Annotated in this window: 13 protein-coding genes; 6 read left to right on the top strand and 7 right to left on the bottom strand. The window is 55.4% G+C overall.

The window, feature by feature from the left end:
* The first annotated feature begins 17 nt into the window (after nt 1–17).
* From BLR44_RS01525 to leuS, 3 genes are all read left to right on the top strand, one after another.
* The gene (locus BLR44_RS01525) at nt 18–764 is read left to right on the top strand and encodes a TVP38/TMEM64 family protein (RefSeq protein WP_089678212.1); all 747 of its coding nucleotides are present in this window, start codon (nt 18–20) and stop codon (nt 762–764) included.
* A 95-nt stretch (nt 765–859) separates the two neighbouring features.
* The gene (locus BLR44_RS01520; protein ID WP_176955859.1) at nt 860–1411 is read left to right on the top strand and encodes a GNAT family N-acetyltransferase; all 552 of its coding nucleotides are present in this window, start codon (nt 860–862) and stop codon (nt 1409–1411) included.
* 104 nt (nt 1412–1515) lie between these two features.
* Nucleotides 1516–4329 (top strand): leucine--tRNA ligase, encoded by a 2814-nt coding sequence (gene leuS / locus BLR44_RS01515; RefSeq protein ID WP_089678208.1) that lies wholly within the window; start codon nt 1516–1518, stop codon nt 4327–4329.
* 86 nt (nt 4330–4415) lie between these two features.
* Here leuS and BLR44_RS01510 read toward each other — a convergent pair whose 3' ends face one another.
* Nucleotides 4416–4829 (bottom strand): hypothetical protein, encoded by a 414-nt coding sequence (locus BLR44_RS01510; protein WP_143017054.1) that lies wholly within the window; start codon nt 4827–4829, stop codon nt 4416–4418.
* A 377-nt stretch (nt 4830–5206) separates the two neighbouring features.
* Here BLR44_RS01510 and BLR44_RS01505 point away from each other — a divergent pair, with 377 nt between their 5' ends.
* Both BLR44_RS01505 and BLR44_RS01500 read left to right on the top strand, forming a co-directional pair.
* The gene (locus tag BLR44_RS01505) at nt 5207–7513 is read left to right on the top strand and encodes an OmpA family protein (RefSeq protein WP_089678203.1); all 2307 of its coding nucleotides are present in this window, start codon (nt 5207–5209) and stop codon (nt 7511–7513) included.
* A 201-nt stretch (nt 7514–7714) separates the two neighbouring features.
* On the top strand, nt 7715–10645 hold the full coding sequence (locus tag BLR44_RS01500; protein ID WP_089678201.1) for a M16 family metallopeptidase: 2931 nt from the start codon (nt 7715–7717) through the stop codon (nt 10643–10645).
* 75 nt (nt 10646–10720) lie between these two features.
* Here the strand turns inward: BLR44_RS01500 and BLR44_RS01495 are convergent, their stop codons facing one another.
* From BLR44_RS01495 to ffh, 6 genes are all read right to left on the bottom strand, one after another.
* Nucleotides 10721–12094: a cystathionine beta-synthase gene (locus tag BLR44_RS01495; RefSeq protein ID WP_089678199.1), complete on the bottom strand. Its 1374-nt coding sequence runs from the start codon at nt 12092–12094 to the stop codon at nt 10721–10723.
* 127 nt (nt 12095–12221) lie between these two features.
* The gene (locus BLR44_RS01490) at nt 12222–14207 is read right to left on the bottom strand and encodes a WG repeat-containing protein (RefSeq protein WP_089678196.1); all 1986 of its coding nucleotides are present in this window, start codon (nt 14205–14207) and stop codon (nt 12222–12224) included.
* A 130-nt stretch (nt 14208–14337) separates the two neighbouring features.
* A complete protein-coding gene (locus BLR44_RS01485) occupies nt 14338–15261 on the bottom strand; it encodes an aspartate carbamoyltransferase catalytic subunit (RefSeq protein ID WP_089678195.1) in 924 nt (307 codons plus the stop codon).
* Between the two features lie 21 nt (nt 15262–15282).
* Complete coding sequence (gene pyrR / locus BLR44_RS01480) at nt 15283–15822, bottom strand: bifunctional pyr operon transcriptional regulator/uracil phosphoribosyltransferase PyrR (RefSeq protein ID WP_089678193.1); 540 nt, start codon at nt 15820–15822, stop codon at nt 15283–15285.
* Nucleotides 15823–15971: 149 nt separating this feature from the next.
* The gene (locus tag BLR44_RS01475) at nt 15972–16523 is read right to left on the bottom strand and encodes an HNH endonuclease (RefSeq protein ID WP_089678191.1); all 552 of its coding nucleotides are present in this window, start codon (nt 16521–16523) and stop codon (nt 15972–15974) included.
* A 453-nt stretch (nt 16524–16976) separates the two neighbouring features.
* Complete coding sequence (gene ffh / locus BLR44_RS01470) at nt 16977–18305, bottom strand: signal recognition particle protein (protein ID WP_089678189.1); 1329 nt, start codon at nt 18303–18305, stop codon at nt 16977–16979.
* A 271-nt stretch (nt 18306–18576) separates the two neighbouring features.
* Between ffh and BLR44_RS01465 the strand changes: the two genes are divergently transcribed.
* A complete protein-coding gene (locus BLR44_RS01465) occupies nt 18577–19584 on the top strand; it encodes a YheT family hydrolase (RefSeq protein WP_089678187.1) in 1008 nt (335 codons plus the stop codon).
* Nucleotide 19585: the final 1 nt, after the last annotated feature.

The following is a 19585-nucleotide window of genomic DNA, read 5'->3' as shown; positions in this document are numbered from 1 at the left end:
AAGTATCTTTTTTACGCATGGCTGATCTCCAGGAAAAAACCAAAACATCCCGTTCACAACCCGCTACGGCTCCGCAAGTCGAAGCCTCCTCCCAAAGCAAATTGCCGCTGCTCATCTCGGGGCTGCTAGTGGTGGGGCTCGTGGGCTGTTACTTTTTGGTCCCGTCCGTGCGGGAATTTTTGCAGGAAGCGTGGGACGTGCTGACCAGCGATGACCGACAACGCATTTCGAGCTGGGTAAGCCAGCTGGGTTTCTGGGGCCCGTTTGCGATCGTGGCCGCGATGGTCGCGCAGATGTTTCTCCTCGTAATCCCATCGCCCCTGCTCATGATCGTCTCCGTACTGGCGTACGGTCCGTGGTGGGGCGGGCTGCTGTGCATCGCCGCGGTGGCGACGGCGGCAACGTTCGGCTACTGGCTCGGGCGGGCGCTGGGTGCCCACACAGTCGAGCGGCTGATTGGAGGCAAAACCGAAAAGAAAGTAGAGAAGTACGTGGGCGAGTATGGTTTCTGGGCCGTCATTGTTGCGCGCATCTCGCCGTTTCTTTCCAACGACGCCATTAGCTTCGTGGCTGGTCTGATGGGCATGGGCTTCTGGAAGTTTACCGGTGCTACATTGGCGGGCATCACGCCCCTGACGGTTCTGATTGCTTGGCTGGGTGCCGACTTCAACCGGCTGACCACCGGGCTGTTGTGGGTTTCGGTGGCCAGTCTGGTCGTGCTGGCGGGTTATATCATCTACGACCGCACCCACAAATCCTCGTGAATACACGGCCTCTGTTAGCGGATTCCCGTGCTCGTGCTTAGCTTAGTGCCTTGTTCTTCCATCCACCGGGTTCGTTTCCCGCTGCTCGTTCTGTTGTGCATTCCATCGCCATTGACCATGAACTTCGCCTTGATCCGCTACGGCCGGGACACGCCTCGGTGCTGTTTCATCTGATCGATCAGAATCGCGCGCATCTGCACCCGTGGTTGCCGTTCGTCGAGCACATGCAACGGGCAGAAGACGCGGCACGGTTCATCCAGGCCGTTCTGCTGACGCCACCCCAGCAACGCGAATGTGTCATGCTGATTTTCTACCAGCGCACATACGTTGGCTTGATCGGCACCCGCGACACCGACCGCACAAATCAGAAAACCGAAATCGGATACTGGATCGCCCAGTCGCACGAAGGCCAGGGCCTGATTCGGCGCGCCTGCACCGCCCTCATCCACCACCTGTTTACCCAAACCGAGCTCAACAGCATCCGCATTCGCTGCGGCGTGGGCAACCACCGCAGTGCCGCCCTTCCCCGTCGGCTGGGCTTTCGGCTGGAGGGCGTCGAGCGTGCTGGCGAGTGGCTGCACGACCACTTCCACGACCTGGAAGTCTACAGCCTCCTGAAACAGGAGTGGACCGGAGGTCGCGTCTGAACACGCTTTTGTGGCCGGATGCCTGCCAACCCACCGGGCCTTCTTGACCTCCGGGCGAATTCCGCTACTTTTGCAGCCTTTCTATCCAATTTTCCTCCCGACTCATGGAATACGATTTTCGAGCGATCGAACAAAAATGGCAGCAACACTGGCGAAACGAGCACACGTACCGGACAGAGATCGACCCTACGCGACCGAAGTTTTACGTGCTCGACATGTTCCCCTACCCTTCTGGCGCGGGGCTACACGTCGGCCACCCGCTGGGTTACATTGCCTCCGATGTGGTGGCGCGCTACAAACGCCACAAAGGATTTAACGTACTCCATCCGATGGGTTTCGATGCGTTTGGGCTGCCGGCTGAGCAATACGCCATCGAAACGGGGCAACATCCGGCCATAACGACCGAAAACAACATCCGTCGCTACAAAGAACAGCTACAAAACATCGGGTTTTCGTACGACTGGGATCGCGAGGTGCAGACGTCTGATCCTTCGTTTTACCGCTGGACGCAATGGATCTTCAGCCAGTTGTTCGATTCCTGGTACAACCAGACTACCGACCGGGCCGAGCCCATCGCTACGCTGATCGATGCTTTCGCGCACAACGGCAACTTGGACGTGCAGGCCGTGAGCGATGAGGATACGCCTCGCTTCTCGGCCGAGACGTGGCAGAAAATGTCGGAGCAGGAACAGCAAACGCTGCTGCTCAAGTACCGGCTGGCCTACCTGACAGAAGCCACCGTGAACTGGTGCCCGGCGCTGGGAACTGTGTTGGCCAACGACGAAGTGAAAGACGGCGTGTCGGAACGGGGGGGCTATCCAGTCGAACGTCGGAAAATGCAACAGTGGATGCTCCGCATCACCGCCTATGCAGACCGCCTGCTGCGCAACCTGGATACGCTGGCGTGGTCGGACGCCATGGTCGACATGCAACGCAACTGGATCGGCAAATCGAACGGCGCGGAACTGAACTTCCCCGTGGTGGGCAAAGACATCACGCTGACCGCGTTTACCACACGCGCCGACACCATTTTCGGCGTCACGTACGTGGTGGTCGCGCCCGAACACGAACTGGTCCCCGACCTGACTACTCCCGAACAGAAAGCGGCCGTCGAAGCCTATCTGGACGAAACCAAGAGCCGTTCGGAACTGGACCGCATGAGCGACGTCAAAACCGTTTCGGGCGTATTCACAGGCAGTTATGTCAAGAATCCGCTGAGCGACGAAGAGATTCCGCTGTGGATTGCCGACTACGTGCTGGCCGGCTACGGCACGGGCGTGGTGATGGCCGTACCGGCTTCCGACGAACGCGACTATCGCTTCGCAAAGCATTTCGGTCTGGAGATCCGTCCGGTCATCGAAGGTACCGATCCGGAGGCGGGGGCCAATCCCACCAAAGAGGGCGTCATGATCAATTCCGGTTTTCTGAACGGCATGACCTGCCGCGAAGCCATCGACGCGGCCATTGCTAAAGCCGAGGAATTGGGTCTGGGCAAAGCTAAGGTGAACTTCCGGATGCGCGACGCTATTTTCAGCCGGCAGCGTTACTGGGGCGAGCCGGTGCCGATCTATTTCAAAGACGGTCTGCCGCAACTGGTGGACGACGCCGAACTGCCGCTGGTTCTGCCGGAAATCGACCAGTATAAGCCGACTGAGACCGGCGAACCGCCGTTGGCGCGGGCCGAAGGCTGGCAATACCATGGAAAATACGACTATGAACTGACCACCATGCCCGGCTGGGCCGGTTCGAGCTGGTACTTCCTGCGCTACATGGACCCGCAAAACGACCAGCAGTTCGTCAGTGAAGAGGCTGTGAAGTACTGGAATCAGGTGGACCTGTACATCGGGGGCACCGAGCACGCCACCGGTCACCTACTCTATTCCCGTTTCTGGAACTTGTTTCTGTACGACCGTGGCTACATTTTCCACGAGGAACCGTTCCAGAAGTTGATCAACCAGGGTATGATTCAGGGGCGCTCCAATTTGGTATACCTGGTCAAATCGCCAGAGGGCAAGTCGGGTAAGCCGGTTTTTGTTTCGATGGGACTCAAAGATCAGTACGACGTCATCGAGCAGCACGTGGACGTGAATCTGGTCGAAAACGACGTATTGAACGTAGAAGCCTTCCGCCAGTGGCGACCCGAAAACGCCGAGGCCGAATTCATCCTGGAAGCGGGTCAGTACCGGTGCGGCTATGCCGTAGAGAAAATGTCGAAGCGGTGGTTCAACGTAGTGAATCCGGACGATATTGTCGCGCGCTACGGTGCCGATACCCTACGGCTGTACGAGATGTTTCTGGGCCCGCTGGAACAGTCGAAACCCTGGAACACAAACGGCATCGACGGAGCCTTCAAATTTCTGCGGAAAGTATGGCGTCTCTTTTATGACGAAGAGGGCAAGCTGCTGGTCACCGACGAGGCACCCACCCCGGCCGAACTTAAGGTGCTGCACCAAACGCTGAAAAAGGTGGAACAGGACATCGAACGCGACTCGTTCAATACGCCCGTTAGTACGATGATGATCTGCGTGAACGAACTGACTTCGCTGAACTGCCACAAGCGGGCCATCTTGCAGGAGTTGCTGGTGATGCTCTCCCCGTATGCGCCTCACCTGGCCGAGGAACTGTGGGCGCAACTCAGCGAGAACTGGCCGCAGGCCCTGCCCGCCGAGCATCGCAACAGCGTCACGCGTGCGCCCTGGCCGCAGTGGGAAGAGAAGTACCTGCGCGAAGATAGCTTTGAATATCCCGTTTCGATCAACGGCAAGATGCGCACCCGCATGGCCTTTGCCCTCGACATGCCGAAAGCTGAGATGGAACGGGAAGTGCTGGCTTCGGAAACCGTCCAGAAATGGACAGAAGGCAAACCACCGAAAAAGGTCATCATCGTGCCTCAGCGGATCATCAACATTGTTGTTTAATCCGCTTGTGCCCCTACAAAAAAAGCCCTGCATCGGAATGATGCAGGGCTTTTTTACGGAAAAGGAGGGCAAAAAGTCCGCTCGTGTTACTTGAGCGGTACGGACAGCACTTTAGAGCCTTCTTTCAATACCTTGGTTTTACCATTTCCTTTGCGTGCCACGTACACGTATTTCACTTCCAGCTCCAGCTTGTCGTGTGCCGCGGCCTGACGCATAATTGGAATCAGGTCCAGATCGTTGTCCAGAAACTCGTGATCCTGCGTCATGCTGACCACCGTGCCATCCTGCGGGCTGATCAAGCGTGCTTCGGAAGAAATGAAGCTGATGTAGGCGTCGTCGGGCAGCGAAGCGTATAATTCTTGCTGATTGGCCAGATCGATCTGGAAGAACCCCTCTTTCGGGATGTAGAGCCCCTCCCGGGTGTCAATTTCATAGCCTTCGTAAGTTACCTTGAACTCAGGCTCGGTAGTCTTGCGCGAAAGTTGTGCCTGAGCAGGCATAACCATCATCAGGTTTACAACAAAGAGGAGGATTATGTTTACGATCTTCATGGCCTTCGGTATCAGGTAAGTTTCCGTATTAGATTCAATGCAAATATAACATTATACACCCAACACTATCTCTTTTAAATTACGTTATTTTACGGAATACCCCAATTTCTCGGCGAATTTTCAATTTGACTCGGCCATTAAACAATTCTCACGCTGTGTAGGATTTGTTATGTATTTGTTGAAAAGTACCATCCCTCCCCTCCCCCTCGTCTGCGTAAATGGTACGCATAAAGCGCTAGCCCAGAATTGCCCCATAAGGATGTTGTAGTTCAGGCAGTTATTTTTGAACGCTTCTGCAATTATTAGTCCATTAAGGAAAATATTTCATGACGACGAAGTATGTACGCCGGTTGATCCGGTGGAGTCAATGGGGATGGCTTCTTTTACTTCCCAACCTACTATGGCCGGGCCTTGCCTGGTCACAACAAGCCGACCACCGCGCGCTTGAGAAAGCGATGCGCGTTTTCAATCTTCAGAACTACGAGGAGGCGCTTCCGCTTTTCGAAAAACTGAAAAGTTCGGCCCCAAACGACCCGGCTGTCAACTACGGATTGGGTGTGTCTTATCTGGCTTCTCCAGACCCTACGGTACAGGCCAAAGCGCTTGAGCCTCTTGAGGTTGCCGCTAACAACAAAGGTGAAGCCGTTCCCAATTATGTCCATTACCACCTGGCATTGGCCTACCACCAGGCGCAGCGCTTCACTGACGCTATGGCGCAGGTCGACAAATTCGAGCAAACCGCTCCTAAAAACGACCCGCTTATTGCCAAAGCACGCATGGTGAAAGCGCAGGCACGCAACGGCCAATGGCTCATGGCAAACGAACTGCCTGTGGTCCTGATGAACGTGGGGCCTACTATCAACAGTAGCTTCTCGGAATTTTCGCCGCTGGTCAATGCCGACGAAACGATGCTGGTGTATACCGCCGTACGTGCCGACGACAAAGTAAAAGGAGGCCGCCCGATGGAATCCATCTACCAGGCCAAAGGGCAGAACGGCCAATGGAACACTCCGGCACGCGTCGAACTCAGCACCCAAGCCCAAAACACCGGCGCCGTCGCACTTTCGCCCGACGGCCAGCAGATGCTCCTCTATACGGGTACAGCCGACGGTAACGGCAATCTGTACCAAGCCAAACTTCATGGCAAAAACTGGCAGGGGCCTTCCCCAGTCGATGCGCCCGTCAACAGCAACCACCTGGAAAACGGTGCGAGCATGTCAGCAGACGGTACTGCCATCTATTTTGCCAGCAACCGCCCCGGCGGCTTTGGCGGCATGGACATCTGGATGATGGAAAAAGACGAACGAGGCCAATGGGGACGTGCCGTCAACCTGGGGCCTTCCATCAACACCGATGCCAACGAAGAAGCCCCTTTTATTCATCCGGATGGCAAAACGCTGTTTTTCCATACCGACGGACCACGTAGCATTGGCGGCCTCGACGTGATGAAAGCCATGCGCATTCGCGGCGAATGGCACGATGCCCGCAACGCCGGGTACCCGATCAATACGGTACACAACGACGGCTACTTTGTGATGAGCCCCGACGGCACAAAAGGCTACTTTGCATCCAACCGCCCGGGCGGTTTCGGGAGCATGGACATCTATTTCCTCGGCATTCCGGCGGAACTGAACATGATTCCCCTGACCATGTTGAAAGGCCGCGTTGTTTCGGGCGAAGAGCGCACGCCGATCCCTACGACCATCAAAGTGATCAACCGGGAGACCAGCGAACCCATTCAGAATGTGTATTCGTCCAACGCGGTAACGGGCAATTACCTGATCATTTTCCCTCCCGGCAAAGAGTATGACCTCGTGGTGGAAGCCGAAGGATACCAACCGCAGTTGGTCACCATCAAAATTCCCCACCAGGACTATTTCTATGAACTCTATCAGGAAATCCACCTGAAGCCCATCCGGCAGTTCGACGAAATTGTGGGCCAGGAGGTCTCCGTGAAAAACGCCTTTTACGATACCGAACGTCCTCAGCAGAAGGTAGCGGTCGATTCGCGCTTCGCCAAAGAAGTCAGCCTGGTTAAAGACAGCCTCGATTTGTATGAACTGATGGACAACATCATTGCGTCGGAAGATGCCGAGGCGTACAATTACCTGATGGAGTTGATGTTGGCGACCAACCCGACCGGCGAGGTACCGATGGAAAACGCGCCGGAGATTCAGGTGGCTTCAGGCGAATTCTATTACGAAGATGCTAAAAGCGGCAAGCCGCTAGCCCTCGACGCGACCAAGTCTTCGCCGAAGCCGGTAACCGCTTCTTCCGACCCGAAACCGGTGCAGGTAGACGTCACGAAGGTTTACTTTGCCGTTAACAAATCTGACCTGCAAGCCGAATTTGCCAAGCAGCTCGATCCACTGGTGGCACAACTCAAGAAAAACCCGAGCCTGAAGATCGAAATTTCGGGATATGCCGATGCGACCGGAGACCGTGAGCACAACCTGCGCCTTTCTAACGAGCGGGCCCGTGCGGTACTGAAATACTTCAACGACCGGGGTATTCCGCGGCGACGCATCGTGGCCAAAGGCTACGGACAGACTTCGCAGGAAGCACTTTATAAGAACGATCAGGACAAACAGAAGGATCGAAAAGTAGAGATCCGCCTGTTGAGCGTCCTCTAAACAACCCCGTAGTCTGCAACAATTTCTACCCCGCGGTGCCCGAGCATCGCGGGGTTTTGTTTTATAGTGCATGGCACCTGGCCAATCCTGCTCCCCGGCCGCTCGTCAAAAAAATCATCCGCTCTCAATCTTTTTTGTCCTAATTTGGGTTGTTAGGCTATTGTTGTTTTTATCTGATTTATTTCACCATCTCCTACTCCTATGCTTAAACGAACCCTCGCAGTGTTTGCCCTCGCCCTCTTGGCCAGTGCATCCTCTTTCGGCCAGGCGAAGTTGGTTGAAAAGGTAACCAGGCAGGGCGATGAATTGGTTATTCCGTTTGAAAAGTACAAACTATCCAACGGACTGACGCTCATCGTTCACGAAGATCATTCCGACCCTGTTGTTCATGTGGACGTCACGTATCACGTAGGTTCGGCGCGCGAAGAGATCGGCAAATCCGGCTTTGCCCACTTTTTTGAGCACATGATGTTTCAGGGCTCCGACCACGTGGCCGACGAAGAACATTTCAAAATCGTGACTGAATCGGGAGGCACCCTGAACGGGTCCACCAACCGCGACCGCACCAACTATTTCGAGACGGTCCCGACTAACCAACTGGAAACCGCGCTTTGGCTCGAAGCCGACCGCATGGGTTTTCTGCTGGACGCTGTCACGCAGAAAAAGTTTGAGATTCAGCGCGCTACGGTGAAAAACGAACGCGGCCAAAATTACGACAACCGCCCCTACGGGCTAGTACGCGAATACGTTGCACGCGCCCTGTATCCTTACGGACACCCTTATTCCTGGCTGACCATCGGTTACCTGGAAGACCTGGACCGCAGCGACGTAAACGACCTGAAAAACTTCTTCCTGCGTTGGTACGGCCCTAACAACGCCACGTTAACCGTCGGCGGCGATGTAGAGCCAAAACAAGTCGTGACGCTGGCCGAGAAATATTTCGGTTCGATTCCCGCTGGGCCTGAGGTAGAAGCGGTTACCCTGCCCGCACCTGTTCTGGAAAAAGACCGGTACGTGTCGTACGAAGACAACGTGCGTTTTCCGCTGTTGCAAATAGTCTTCCCCACGGTACCGCGTCATCACCCCGACGAACCAGCCCTCGACTGCCTCGCCGATATTCTGGGCGGTGGCAAGAATTCGCTTTTCTATAAGAACCTGGAAAAGCCTCAGAAAGCGCTGCAGGCCAACGCCAGCCATCCCACTTCGGAACTCGGCGGCGAACTGGACCTGACGGTCATCAGTTTCCCCGGCGTACCGCTTTCCAGCGCGGAAGCCATCGTGCGCGAATCGCTGAAGGAGTTTGAGCAACGCGGTCCTACGGAAGAAGACGTCCAGCGTTTTGTAGCCCAGGCGGAAGCACGCCTGATCAACGGGCTGGCCAGTGTCCGAGGCAAAGTCTCACAACTGGCGGCGTATCAAACTTTTCAGGATGATCCGAACTACATCGCCGACGAGTTGAAAGCCTACACGGCTGTTACCACGGCCGACGTCATGCGCGTCTACAACCAGTACGTAAAGGGCAAACATGCCGTGATTCTGAGTGTGGTGCCCAAAGGCGATACGGCGTCTATTGCGCAGGCTGACAATTATACGGTATCGGAAAAGGGTTACCAGGCTCCCGATTACGGATACGATGGGCTGACGTACAACAAGGCCAAAGATTCGTTCGATCGGGCCATGCGCCCTAAGCCCGGCCCGAATCCGCTGGTCAAAGTGCCGGACATCTGGAATGCCAAGCTCCGGAATGATATCAAGGTGATCGGTACGGAAAACAACGAGATTCCGACCGTAACCATCGCCATCACCATTCCGGGTGGGCACTACCTGTCGGCGTCCGATCCCGGCAAAGCCGGTATTGCCGCCCTGACGGCTGACATGATGAACGAAGGGTCGGAAAAATACACCGCCGAAGCGTTTGCCTCCGAACTGGAAAAACTGGGCAGCAGCGTCAGCGTCAATGCCGGCGACGAAGCCATGACCGTCTACATCCAATCGCTCAAGAAAAACCTGCAGCCCACGTTAGCGCTGGCAGCCGAGCGCATGTTCCATCCTCGCTTCGATGCCGACGATTTTGCCCGCCTGAAAAAGCAGCAGATCGAGGCCATTGCGTTTCAGAACAATCAACCCGAAGTGATTGCCAGCAAGGTGTACGACCGATTGCTGTTCGGCGAGCGTAGCATTCGGTCCATTCCGGCCATCGGCACTACCGAAACGGTAGAAAACATCACACTCGACGACGTCAAAGCGTTTTACAACCAGTACTTCTCAGCCGCCAACAGCTATGCCGTGGTGGTGGGTGATCTGACCGAAAGCGAAGCCAAACCGGCCATGGCGTTTCTGGAATCCTGGGCCGCCAAGCCGGTGCCTGCCGTCACGTTCAGCGAGACGCCGGCCATCGACAAAACACGCATCTATCTGGTAGACAAAGAACAGGCACCGCAGTCGCAAATCCGGATGGGCTACCTGGCCCTTCCCTACGACGCTACCGGCGAGTATTACAAAGCTACGTTGATGAACTACCCACTCGGAGGAGCTTTTAACAGCCGTATCAACTTGAACCTGCGCGAAGACAAAGGCTGGACCTACGGAGCGCGTTCGTACTTCAGCGGGTCGGAATTGCAGGGGCCTTTCACCGCTTCGGCCGGAGTGCGCGCCGATGCGACGGATAGCTCGGTGGTAGAATTTATGAAGGAGATCAAGGATTACCACACCAACGGCATTACGCCCGAGGAACTGGCCTTCATGAAAAGTTCCATCGGACAGCGTGACGCACTGGATTACGAAACGCCTTACCAAAAGGCTGGTTTTCTGGGGCGGATCATCAAGTACAACCTCGATAAGGATTACGTGAAAGAACAGGCGAAAATCCTGCAAAGCATCACCAAAGCCGAAATCGATGCCCTGGCGAAAAAACACCTACAACCTGAGAAGATGAACATCCTGGTGGTAGGCGACAAACAGAACGTCAAAGCCGGCCTGGAAAAACTCGGCTACGAGGTGGTAGAACTCGACATGGAGGGAAATCGCATCGAGTCGTCGATGACAAACGAGCCCATCCAGATCGAAAAGAGCGCGACCCCTACCAAACAAAAGAAGAGCCGGAAGCGTGCTGCGGAGAAGAGCGGCAAGTAAAGAGCTCCGATTAAGACATAAAAAAGGCGCCGCTGTAGAGCGGCGCCTTTTTTATGCTTTTGCTTTGCTTACTTATCAGTTCGTGGCAGCCAGCAACAGATCTGCCTGGGTGATGATGTGAATCCGGTTGACTTCGTCGCGCACCAACAGGGCTTTGTTTTCCTTGTCGATCAACGACGAAAGCACATCGACCGTGCTGTCCAGGGCAACAAACTTGAACGGCGGGTCCATAATTTCGCGCACTTCCCGGTCTTTGATTTCCGGATTTTCGATAAGGTGATGCAGCACCTTGCTATCGGTTAGGCTGCCCACAATGTGCTGCTGCTCGTCCATGACCGGAATCTGCGAAATGCCCTCTTTGTTTAACAACCGAATGGCCTCCAGCACCTTCCCGGAAGCCGGTACCGTCATCAGGCGGCTGTCGCCATTGCGGTGACGGATGATGTCCTTGGCCGTGGAAAACTCACGCGCTTCCAGAAAACCGTGGTCCTTCATCCAGTTGTCGTTGTAGATCTTGTTGAGGTAACGCGTACCGTGGTCAGGCAGAATAATGACCATGGTGTCGCCCTCTTTCAGATGATCCTGCGCCCACTCCAGCGCACCGTGCACCGCCGAACCACACGACCACCCCACAAACAGCCCCTCTTCGCGCGCCAGCCGACGGGTCATTACCGCGCCGTCTTTGTCGGTCACCTTCACAAACTCGTCGATCAGGCTGAAATCCACGTTTTTCGGCAGAATGTCTTCCCCGATGCCCTCCGTCATGTAGGGGTACACTTCGTTCTCGTCGAACACATTCGTCTCCTTGTATTTCTTGAACACCGAGCCGTAGGTATCGATGCCCAGGGTAAATACCTCAGGATTTTGCTCTTTCAGGTATTTGGCCACGCCACACATGGTGCCGCCAGTGCCCACTCCCGCCGCGAAGTGCGTGATGCGCCCTTCGGTCTGCGACCAGATTTCCGGGCCAGTGGTTTCGTAGTGCGCCGCCGAGTTCGACATGTTGTCGTACTGATTGGGGTAGAACGAATTGGGAATGTCCTGATTCAGTTTCCGCGCCACGGAATAATAGGACCGCGGATCGTCGGGGGCCACATTCGTTGGACATACCACGACTTCTGCCCCTACGGCCCGCAGAATGTTGATTTTCTCCTGCGATTGTTTGTCGGACATCGTGAAGATGCAGCGATACCCTTTGGCAATGGCCGTCAGGGCGAGGCCCATGCCCGTATTACCAGACGTGCCTTCGATGATGGTGCCCCCCGGTTTCAGGATGCCCGCTTTTTCGGCATCTTCAATCATTTTCAGCGCCATCCGGTCTTTCACCGAATTGCCGGGGTTGAAGTATTCTACTTTTACGAGGATGGTTCCGGCAATGCCCCGGTTTAACTTGTTGAGTTTCACCAGCGGTGTGTTGCCGATGGTCTCAACGATGGAATTATAATACATGGCTGGAAAGCAATGGTTGGTTAAAACAAAAGTACAGAAAAAGGCCGCAAGGGAGACGAGCGCGTTTCAAGATCAGAACACGCGCCAGCAGTTTTCGGTGCGCCCCAGTCGCCTGATGAGGAATGCCTTACTTGTACAACCGGCGGGTGCCGTCCGGCAAAATGTGGTAGCCGCTGTACTCCAGCGGCAGCAGGTATTTTCCCTGCCGGTTGATGGCCCCCCACTTGCCATTGCGTTTGACGTACGCCGAGGTGCCGTTGAAATCTGTCACTTCCTCGTAGACGAATTCGGTGGCCGGATTACCCCGCTGGTTGATAAAGCCCCACCCTTCGGGACGTTTGGCGGCGGCCCAATTGTGTTCAAAATGGCGAATTTCCAGGTAAGTCGGCGGCAGTGCTTCTTCGCCTTTGGCCGACAGAAGGCCTAACTTGCCTTTCTCTTCCCAGGCGTACCACCCTTCCCCGAGCGCCTGAATGGGTCCGTATTTAGGCTTGACTACTTCCGTACCCTGTTCGCTCAACAATCCCCACTTCTCTTTGCGTGCGACCACGGCCGGCCAGGCGGGCCACGTCGGCTGATCTTCTCCGTTGCTCATAAATGCGTACGCCGGAGGAAGTACCGGCTCGCCATGCGCCCGAAGCACCCCCCACGCGCCCGCTTGTTTCACTTTCAACAGCAAGTCTTCTTCTACGGGCACGATGCGCTCGTACGCCACGGGCACTACGGCATTTCCCCCGGCCTCTACCACGCCCCACTCCTTGCCCTTCTGGACCTGGAACAGTGTACGTGCCGGAAACACCACGTACCGAAGGCTGTCGTACTGCGGCGGCACCGCCCACCGGCCCAGCGTATCGACCGCGCCCCACTTGCCCCGCTGGCGCGCGAAGGCAGCACCGTGTTGCAGCGCACGAACCTGTTCGTAGCGTTCGGACCCGATGTAACGATGCGTTTCTTTGTTGAAGAACGCCCACTGTTGCCCTTGCCGCACACGCAGAAAATTGGCCGGATCGGAAAGCTCGATCGCCACGAACTTCTCGTCACTGAGAAGTCGGCCTTGTAGATCAAGTAGTTGCCAGGTACCGCTCCGCCGGGCCGCGTAAAAGTTATGCTGCGGATAATTTCGGGCGATGGTATCGTAAACAGGCTCGACCTGCCACTTGCCGTTTGGACGGAGGATGCCCCATTTGCCTTTTTCCTTTACTACCATGTTGCCGTTCCAGAAGGGCTGGACGGCCTCGTACTGCAACGGTACGACCAACTTGCCCGCCGTGGTCAGGTATCCCCACTTCCCTCCTTTTTGGACGGGGGCGAGGCCATTGTGGTAGTCGCCGATGGCCTGGTATTCTGCCGGAACAATTTTCTGTCCGCGGTAGGTCGTCATGCCGTACAGCCCCTTTTGCTTGAAAAGAATGTTGACGTCGCGCATCGCGATGGTATCGTAGTCGGGTAACAGAATAACGTTCCCCAGCACATCGAAAGCACCATAGTGGTCGCCCTCCCGAAACGAAAACACGTTTTGCTCGATCCGGCTCACTTCCCGAATGCCGAAAGGCAGAATGAAACTGCCGTTGTGGTGCAGCAGTCCAAAGTCGTTTTCGAGTCGCACCAACGACGATTCGTCCGAGAGCACCTGCACGGCGGCGTACTTGGGTTGTACGATAAATTTCCGCTGTACCTTGTCGAACAGCCCCCATTTGTCGTCACGCTTGACCCAGTGCAACGGATGCAGCGGCGCCACCGGTTTGACCTCGCTGAAGGCCAACGGCACCAGCATGCGCCCCCGGTCGTCGACCAGGCCCCACAGCTTATCGCGCCGGACCCACCCCGCTCCTTCCGAAAAATTCAAGATTTCGTCAAAGTCGGCCGGCACTACCAAAATGCCGTCGCAATTCAATACGCCGTAGCGCTTGCCCTGCATCACCACCGCATAGCGTCCCTGAAAAGCGCCCGCCTTCACAAAAACGGGATCGACCCGCCACTCGCCCAGCAGGTTGATGTAGCCGTAGAGACGGTTGCCGGCCTGCCGCGGAAAAAGTAGTTCTTCGCACTCGTACACCTGCGCGTGCGCCACCTGGGCCAATCCCAACGCACACAGCAGCGCCGTTTTTATCAAAAATCTTATCACCGATCTTTCTCTAGTTTCTATCGTGCCAACGAACAGAATGCAGAATTTATGCTATCGGTTCCCCGCGGCGCGTTCCGGCTTTCTTCCCTTGCAGGCACGACCGGTCGCACGCGAGCGCTTACGCATTGCCTGCCAACAAATAGAGGACGGCCATCCGGATGGCCACGCCGTTTTCGACCTGCCCCAGAATGATGGCATGCTCCGAGTCGGCCACGTCGCTACTCAGTTCTACCCCCCGGTTAATCGGTCCCGGGTGCATGATCGTAATTTCCTTGTCCAGTTGCCGCAGCACGTGGCGGTTGACGCCGTAGTACATGGCGTATTCGCGCAGTGAGGGGAAATAGTGCATCTGCTGCCGTTCCAGCTGGATTCGCAAAATGTTGGCGACATCGCACCAGCGCAGGGCCGTCAGCAGATCGGACTCCACCCGCACGCCTAGTTCGCCGATGAAGCGGGGCATCAGGGTAGGCGGGCCGCAGACCATCACGTCCGCTCCCAGCTTTTTCAACGCAAAGATGTTGGACAGCGCCACGCGCGAATGCAGAATGTCGCCGACAATCACAACTTTCTTCCCGGCCACGTCTCCCAGCCGCTCGCGAATCGAGTAGGCATCGAGCAAGGCCTGTGTGGGGTGCTCGTGCGTGCCGTCGCCGGCGTTGATGATGTTGGCTTTGATGTGACGCGCCAAAAAATGAGGCGCTCCCGGGCTGCTGTGCCGCATCACAATCATGTCGACCTTCATGGCCAGAATGTTGTTGACCGTATCGAGCAGCGTTTCGCCTTTTTTGACCGAACTGGATGAAGAGGCGAAGTTGATGGTATCGGCCGAAAGGCGCTTCTCGGCCAGTTCGAACGAAAGACGCGTGCGGGTCGAATTTTCGAAGAAGACGTTGGCGATGGTGATATCGCGAAGCGAAGGCACTTTTCGGATCGGCCGGTTCAGCACTTCCTTGAAATTATCGGCCGTCTCAAAAATCAGGTGAATATCCTCCGGGGTGATGTTTTTGATGCCAAGCAGGTGCGGGACACTGAGTTGCGACATAAGTTACGTTGCGCGATAGGTTTATTGATCGACTAACCAGACGTGGTCTTCTTCCGCTCCGGGCGTTCCCCACTCCACCTGCACACGCTGGCTTTGCAGAGAGTTGACCGAGAGGCCCACATAATTTGCTTCGATGGGCAGGTCACGACCGTATTTCCGGTCAATCAGCACCAGCAGCTCTACTTTCTGCGGACGGCCAAAGGCCATCATCGCGTCGAGGGCAGCGCGTACGGTCCGGCCGGTAAACAGCACGTCGTCGACCAGAACGACCTTCTTGCTTTCGATGACAAAGGGAACACGCGTGGCGTTGGGACGCAACGGCGAATCGCGCCGCCGGAAGTCGTCGCGATGAAAAGTGGCATCCAGGTGGCCCAGCAGCACCTCGCGTTGCAGCATTTCGCGCAACCGACGCGCCAGCCGCTCCGCCAGGAAAATGCCCCGGGGTTGCATGCCCAGCAGCACCGAATTGGAAAAATCACCGTGTTCTTCTACCAGCTGCTGACACAGACGGCTGATGGTGATTTGCAGCCGGTGCTGATCGAGAATCAATCGTTTTTGCATTGCAGTGGGCAAATATAGGCAGAAAAGGCGCGGTGCCTAGCCCTTGAGGCAGCTGCACCGAAGCGGCACAAACGTACAAAGCCTTTCTCCGAGTGTAAACACATGACCCGGGGAAAGGCTCAAAAAGGTCTGTAAACCGAGGGAGTAATTTATTTCTCGCTAGGAACGCGCTTGATTTTGTTCAGACTGCGGGTTTTCCCAAACAGCTCCTCCGACTTTTTATTGTAGGCTTCGGCGGCTTCTTCGGCCGAGTCGAAATACCCCAGATCGTAACGAGTGCCGTGATCGTACAAGACGGCCCGGTAGCGGTTGTGCTCTTTGTGCACGCCCCGGTAGCCCGTTTTGCTGCGGGTTTTGCTGGTGCCGCGGATTACGCGCGAGAAAGGCACCCACTCCAGATTTGACAGCCGACAATCGAGTGGATTACCGTTCTTGATCTTCACAAATAGGCGGGAGTCAGATTCGGGCTTTTCGACAAACTTCTCGGCGATGAAGCGGTGCAGGTAGATGGTCTCGTTGCGATAGCCACCGTCTTTGGTAGGATGGTTCTTCTGGAAAAAAGCGTAGCCGTTGGAATGGAGGCGAAGGTTTTGAAGGAAGTTAAGCTCACGCAGATACAAATGATTGGCAATGTAATCGTAAGCCTCCGCCGACAGCAACACGCTTTTATCGGAGTTTTTCAATTTCAATTTGTAGATCATCGGCTGTGATGATTGATGGGTTAGACATGAAGGACACAGAAGTTTATGGAACGCATGAGACAGTCCTTGACAGAAGGCTGATCAGTGCCCGAAATCGACCGAAACTAAATATCAGAATGCGCCAGAAGGCCCTAAACGGAATCACAACGTATGGTAACGTGACTCTATGCAAAAAGGGTGGCTAATCTTATATAAATTGTTATTAATATACAATGTTATAAAATATTACTAAATCGTGCGAAAAAATATAACTTTTTTGGCACGATTTCAAGAAGCAGGGTTGGGAAAGTTTCTTGTAGTTGCATCTCAACATCAAATATACTACAAGAGCGAGGCAATTATCAAATTTTTCTAAAAATATTACATAAATAATTTTTCTGCCTCCTTTACACGACGCCATAAAAAAAGGCCCGCAAGGGGCCTTTCTGTTCTAGCAACACTAAAAACTCGATCTTACCGGCGCATGGCATTGGGCACGGGCATTCCGCCTTTGCCGCCCATGTTGTTCATGGCCTTCATCATCTTACGCATCTCTTCAAACTGCTTCAGAAGGTTGTTTACCTCCTGAATCGACGTGCCGCTCCCGTCGGCGATCCGTCGACGCCGGCTGCCGTTCAGTACGACTGGATTGGCCCGTTCGTAGGGAGTCATGGACCGGATGATCGCTTCGATGGGCTTGAAGGCATCGTCGCTGATGTCCATGTCTTTCACCATTTTTCCTACACCGGGAATCATGCCGACCAGGTCTTTTAGCGAACCCATTTTTTTGATCTGCTCCAGTTGCGACAAGAAATCGTTGAAGTCAAACTGGTTCTTCCGGATCTTCTTTTGCAGGCGACGGGCCTCTTCTTCGTCGAAGTTTTGTTGCGCGCGTTCTACCAGCGAGATAACGTCGCCCATGCCCAGAATCCGCTGCGCCATCCGGTCGGGGTGGAACACGTCGATGGCGTCGAGCTTTTCGCCCGTCCCGATGTACTTGATCGGTTTCTCCACCACCGTCCGAATCGAAAGGGCCGCCCCACCACGCGAGTCACCGTCGAGTTTGGTGAGCACAACGCCGTCGAAGTTCAGGCGCTCGTTAAAGGCTTTCGCCGTATTGACGGCGTCCTGCCCGGTCATGGAGTCGACAACAAACAGCGTCTCGGTCGGCTGGATGGCTTTTTTCACCTCGGCAATTTCGCGCATCATCTGCTCATCGATGGCCAGACGCCCGGCCGTATCGACAATAACTACCTTCTTGCGCTGTTCTTTGGCGTACGCGATGGCATTGCGCGCAATCTCAACGGCGTTCCGGTTCTCCGGTTCGGCATACACTTCAACGCCCGCCTGTTCGCCCAGAACTTTGAGCTGATCGATGGCTGCCGGACGGTAAATGTCGCACGCCACCAACAGCACGTTGCGGTTTTGTTTTTTCAGCAGGTAGCCCAGCTTGCCGGAGAAAGTGGTCTTCCCCGATCCCTGCAACCCTGCCACCAACACCACGGCGGGCTCGCCTGTCAGGTTGATGTCGACTTTGGTGCCGCCCATCAGGTTGGTGAGTTCGTCGGCTACGATCTTGACCATCAGCTGTCCCGGCTTGACCGCGATCAGCACATCCTGCCCCAGGGCTTCGTCTTTGATTTTGTCGGTGACCGATTTGGCCACCTTATAGTTTACGTCCGCATCCACCAGCGCGCGGCGGATTTCCTTTACGGTCGTGGCAACGTTAATCTCGGTGATTTTGCCTTCGCCCTTCAGCGATTTAATGGCATAATCCAGTTTCGTACTAAGGCTATCAAACATACGCTTTCAATTTCCGGAAATAGGATCTGATTCGGGTCTCTGTAGACAAGGTCTACGTACAAAATTACGCAAATGTGGGAAAGGCACCGCAGCCGAAATCTGCCGGGCGGCGCCAGTAATGCGCTCCTTCTCAGCGCCGTTCTTTTCGAAATCCTATAAAGAATTTCATTTCGTAAAGATTTTTTAGTTGATTAAAGACAAAATTGTAACATAGCTTCTAACATTGATGTTCACCGGACTTGAACTCAAGCGCCCGAAAAAAGGGTAATGTATGCCGATTGTTTCTCTCTCCGACTATCGTTCACCAGCTTTTCTTTTTAACGGTCACCTTCAGACGATTCTGCCGGCCCTGTTTCGGCGGGTAGCGGACGTGCAGTACGAGCGCGAACGCATCACCACGCCCGACCAGGATTTTCTGGACCTGGACTGGTCGCTGGCGACGCCCGGCAAACGCGCCCGATCGCTGGCCATTTTGTGCCACGGCCTGGAAGGCAACTCGACCCGGCCCTACATGCTGGGCATGGTGCGGGCTTTTAACCAACAGGGTTGGGACGCACTGGCGTGGAATTTCCGCAGTTGCAGTGAGGAGATGAACCACCTCCCCTGTTTTTACCACAGCGGGGCCACGCACGACCTGGACCACGTGGTGCAACATGCTCTAACGGAGAATGCTTACGAACGTGTCGTGCTGGTGGGGTTCAGTCTGGGGGGAAATCTGGTGTTGAAGTACGTCGGCGAACGCGGCGACCATCTGCCGACCGCCGTAGAACGCGCGATGGTCTTTTCCGTACCCTGTGATCTGGGGGCCAGCGCCCGGCAAATTGCGCGCCGCGACAATTACGTGTACATGTCGCGCTTTTTGTCCAGCCTGCGCCAGAAGATCGACAACAAATCGCAGCAGCAGCCCGGCAAGCTCAGTCCGACGCACCTGCGCGACATCCGTACGCTGGAGGAGTTCGACGACAAATACACGGCACCGCTTCACGGCTTCCGGAGTGCCCGCGACTATTACCAAAAGTGCAGCTCGCGGCATTATCTGGGTGGCATTCGCATCCCGACCCTCATCGTCAACGCCAAAAACGACCCGTTCCTTTCGTTGGAGTGCTACCCCACCGAAGAAGCCAAAAATCACCCGTACGTCTTTTTAGAAATTCCCAATACCGGGGGGCACTGCGGCTTTTGCCTGGATCACCTCCAGGGCAACTACTGGTCCGAGCAACGCGCACTTCAGTTTCTGGAAACGCACGTCGCGCAGCCCGCCCAGGCGGCCTGGGTCTAGC

Origin of the sequence: Catalinimonas alkaloidigena (genome assembly GCF_900100765.1) — a bacterium.
Classification (GTDB): domain Bacteria; phylum Bacteroidota; class Bacteroidia; order Cytophagales; family Flexibacteraceae; genus Mooreia; species Mooreia alkaloidigena.
This window is presented reverse-complemented; position numbering and strand designations above follow the sequence as displayed.

Bases quoted from the DNA above. Each gene is read 5' to 3' on its own strand.
- BLR44_RS01505 (WP_089678203.1), top strand. From the start codon at position 5,207: ATGACGACGAAGTATGTACGCCGGTTGATCCGGTGGAGTCAATGGGGA.
- BLR44_RS01465 (WP_089678187.1), top strand. From the start codon at position 18,577: ATGCCGATTGTTTCTCTCTCCGACTATCGTTCACCAGCTTTTCTTTTT.
- leuS (WP_089678208.1), top strand. From the start codon at position 1,516: ATGGAATACGATTTTCGAGCGATCGAACAAAAATGGCAGCAACACTGG.
- BLR44_RS01525 (WP_089678212.1), top strand. From the start codon at position 18: ATGGCTGATCTCCAGGAAAAAACCAAAACATCCCGTTCACAACCCGCT.
- pyrR (WP_089678193.1), bottom strand. From the start codon at position 15,822: ATGCAAAAACGATTGATTCTCGATCAGCACCGGCTGCAAATCACCATC.
- BLR44_RS01495 (WP_089678199.1), bottom strand. From the start codon at position 12,094: ATGTATTATAATTCCATCGTTGAGACCATCGGCAACACACCGCTGGTG.
- BLR44_RS01510 (WP_143017054.1), bottom strand. From the start codon at position 4,829: ATGCCTGCTCAGGCACAACTTTCGCGCAAGACTACCGAGCCTGAGTTC.
- BLR44_RS01500 (WP_089678201.1), top strand. From the start codon at position 7,715: ATGCTTAAACGAACCCTCGCAGTGTTTGCCCTCGCCCTCTTGGCCAGT.
- BLR44_RS01485 (WP_089678195.1), bottom strand. From the start codon at position 15,261: ATGTCGCAACTCAGTGTCCCGCACCTGCTTGGCATCAAAAACATCACC.
- ffh (WP_089678189.1), bottom strand. From the start codon at position 18,305: ATGTTTGATAGCCTTAGTACGAAACTGGATTATGCCATTAAATCGCTG.
- BLR44_RS01475 (WP_089678191.1), bottom strand. From the start codon at position 16,523: ATGATCTACAAATTGAAATTGAAAAACTCCGATAAAAGCGTGTTGCTG.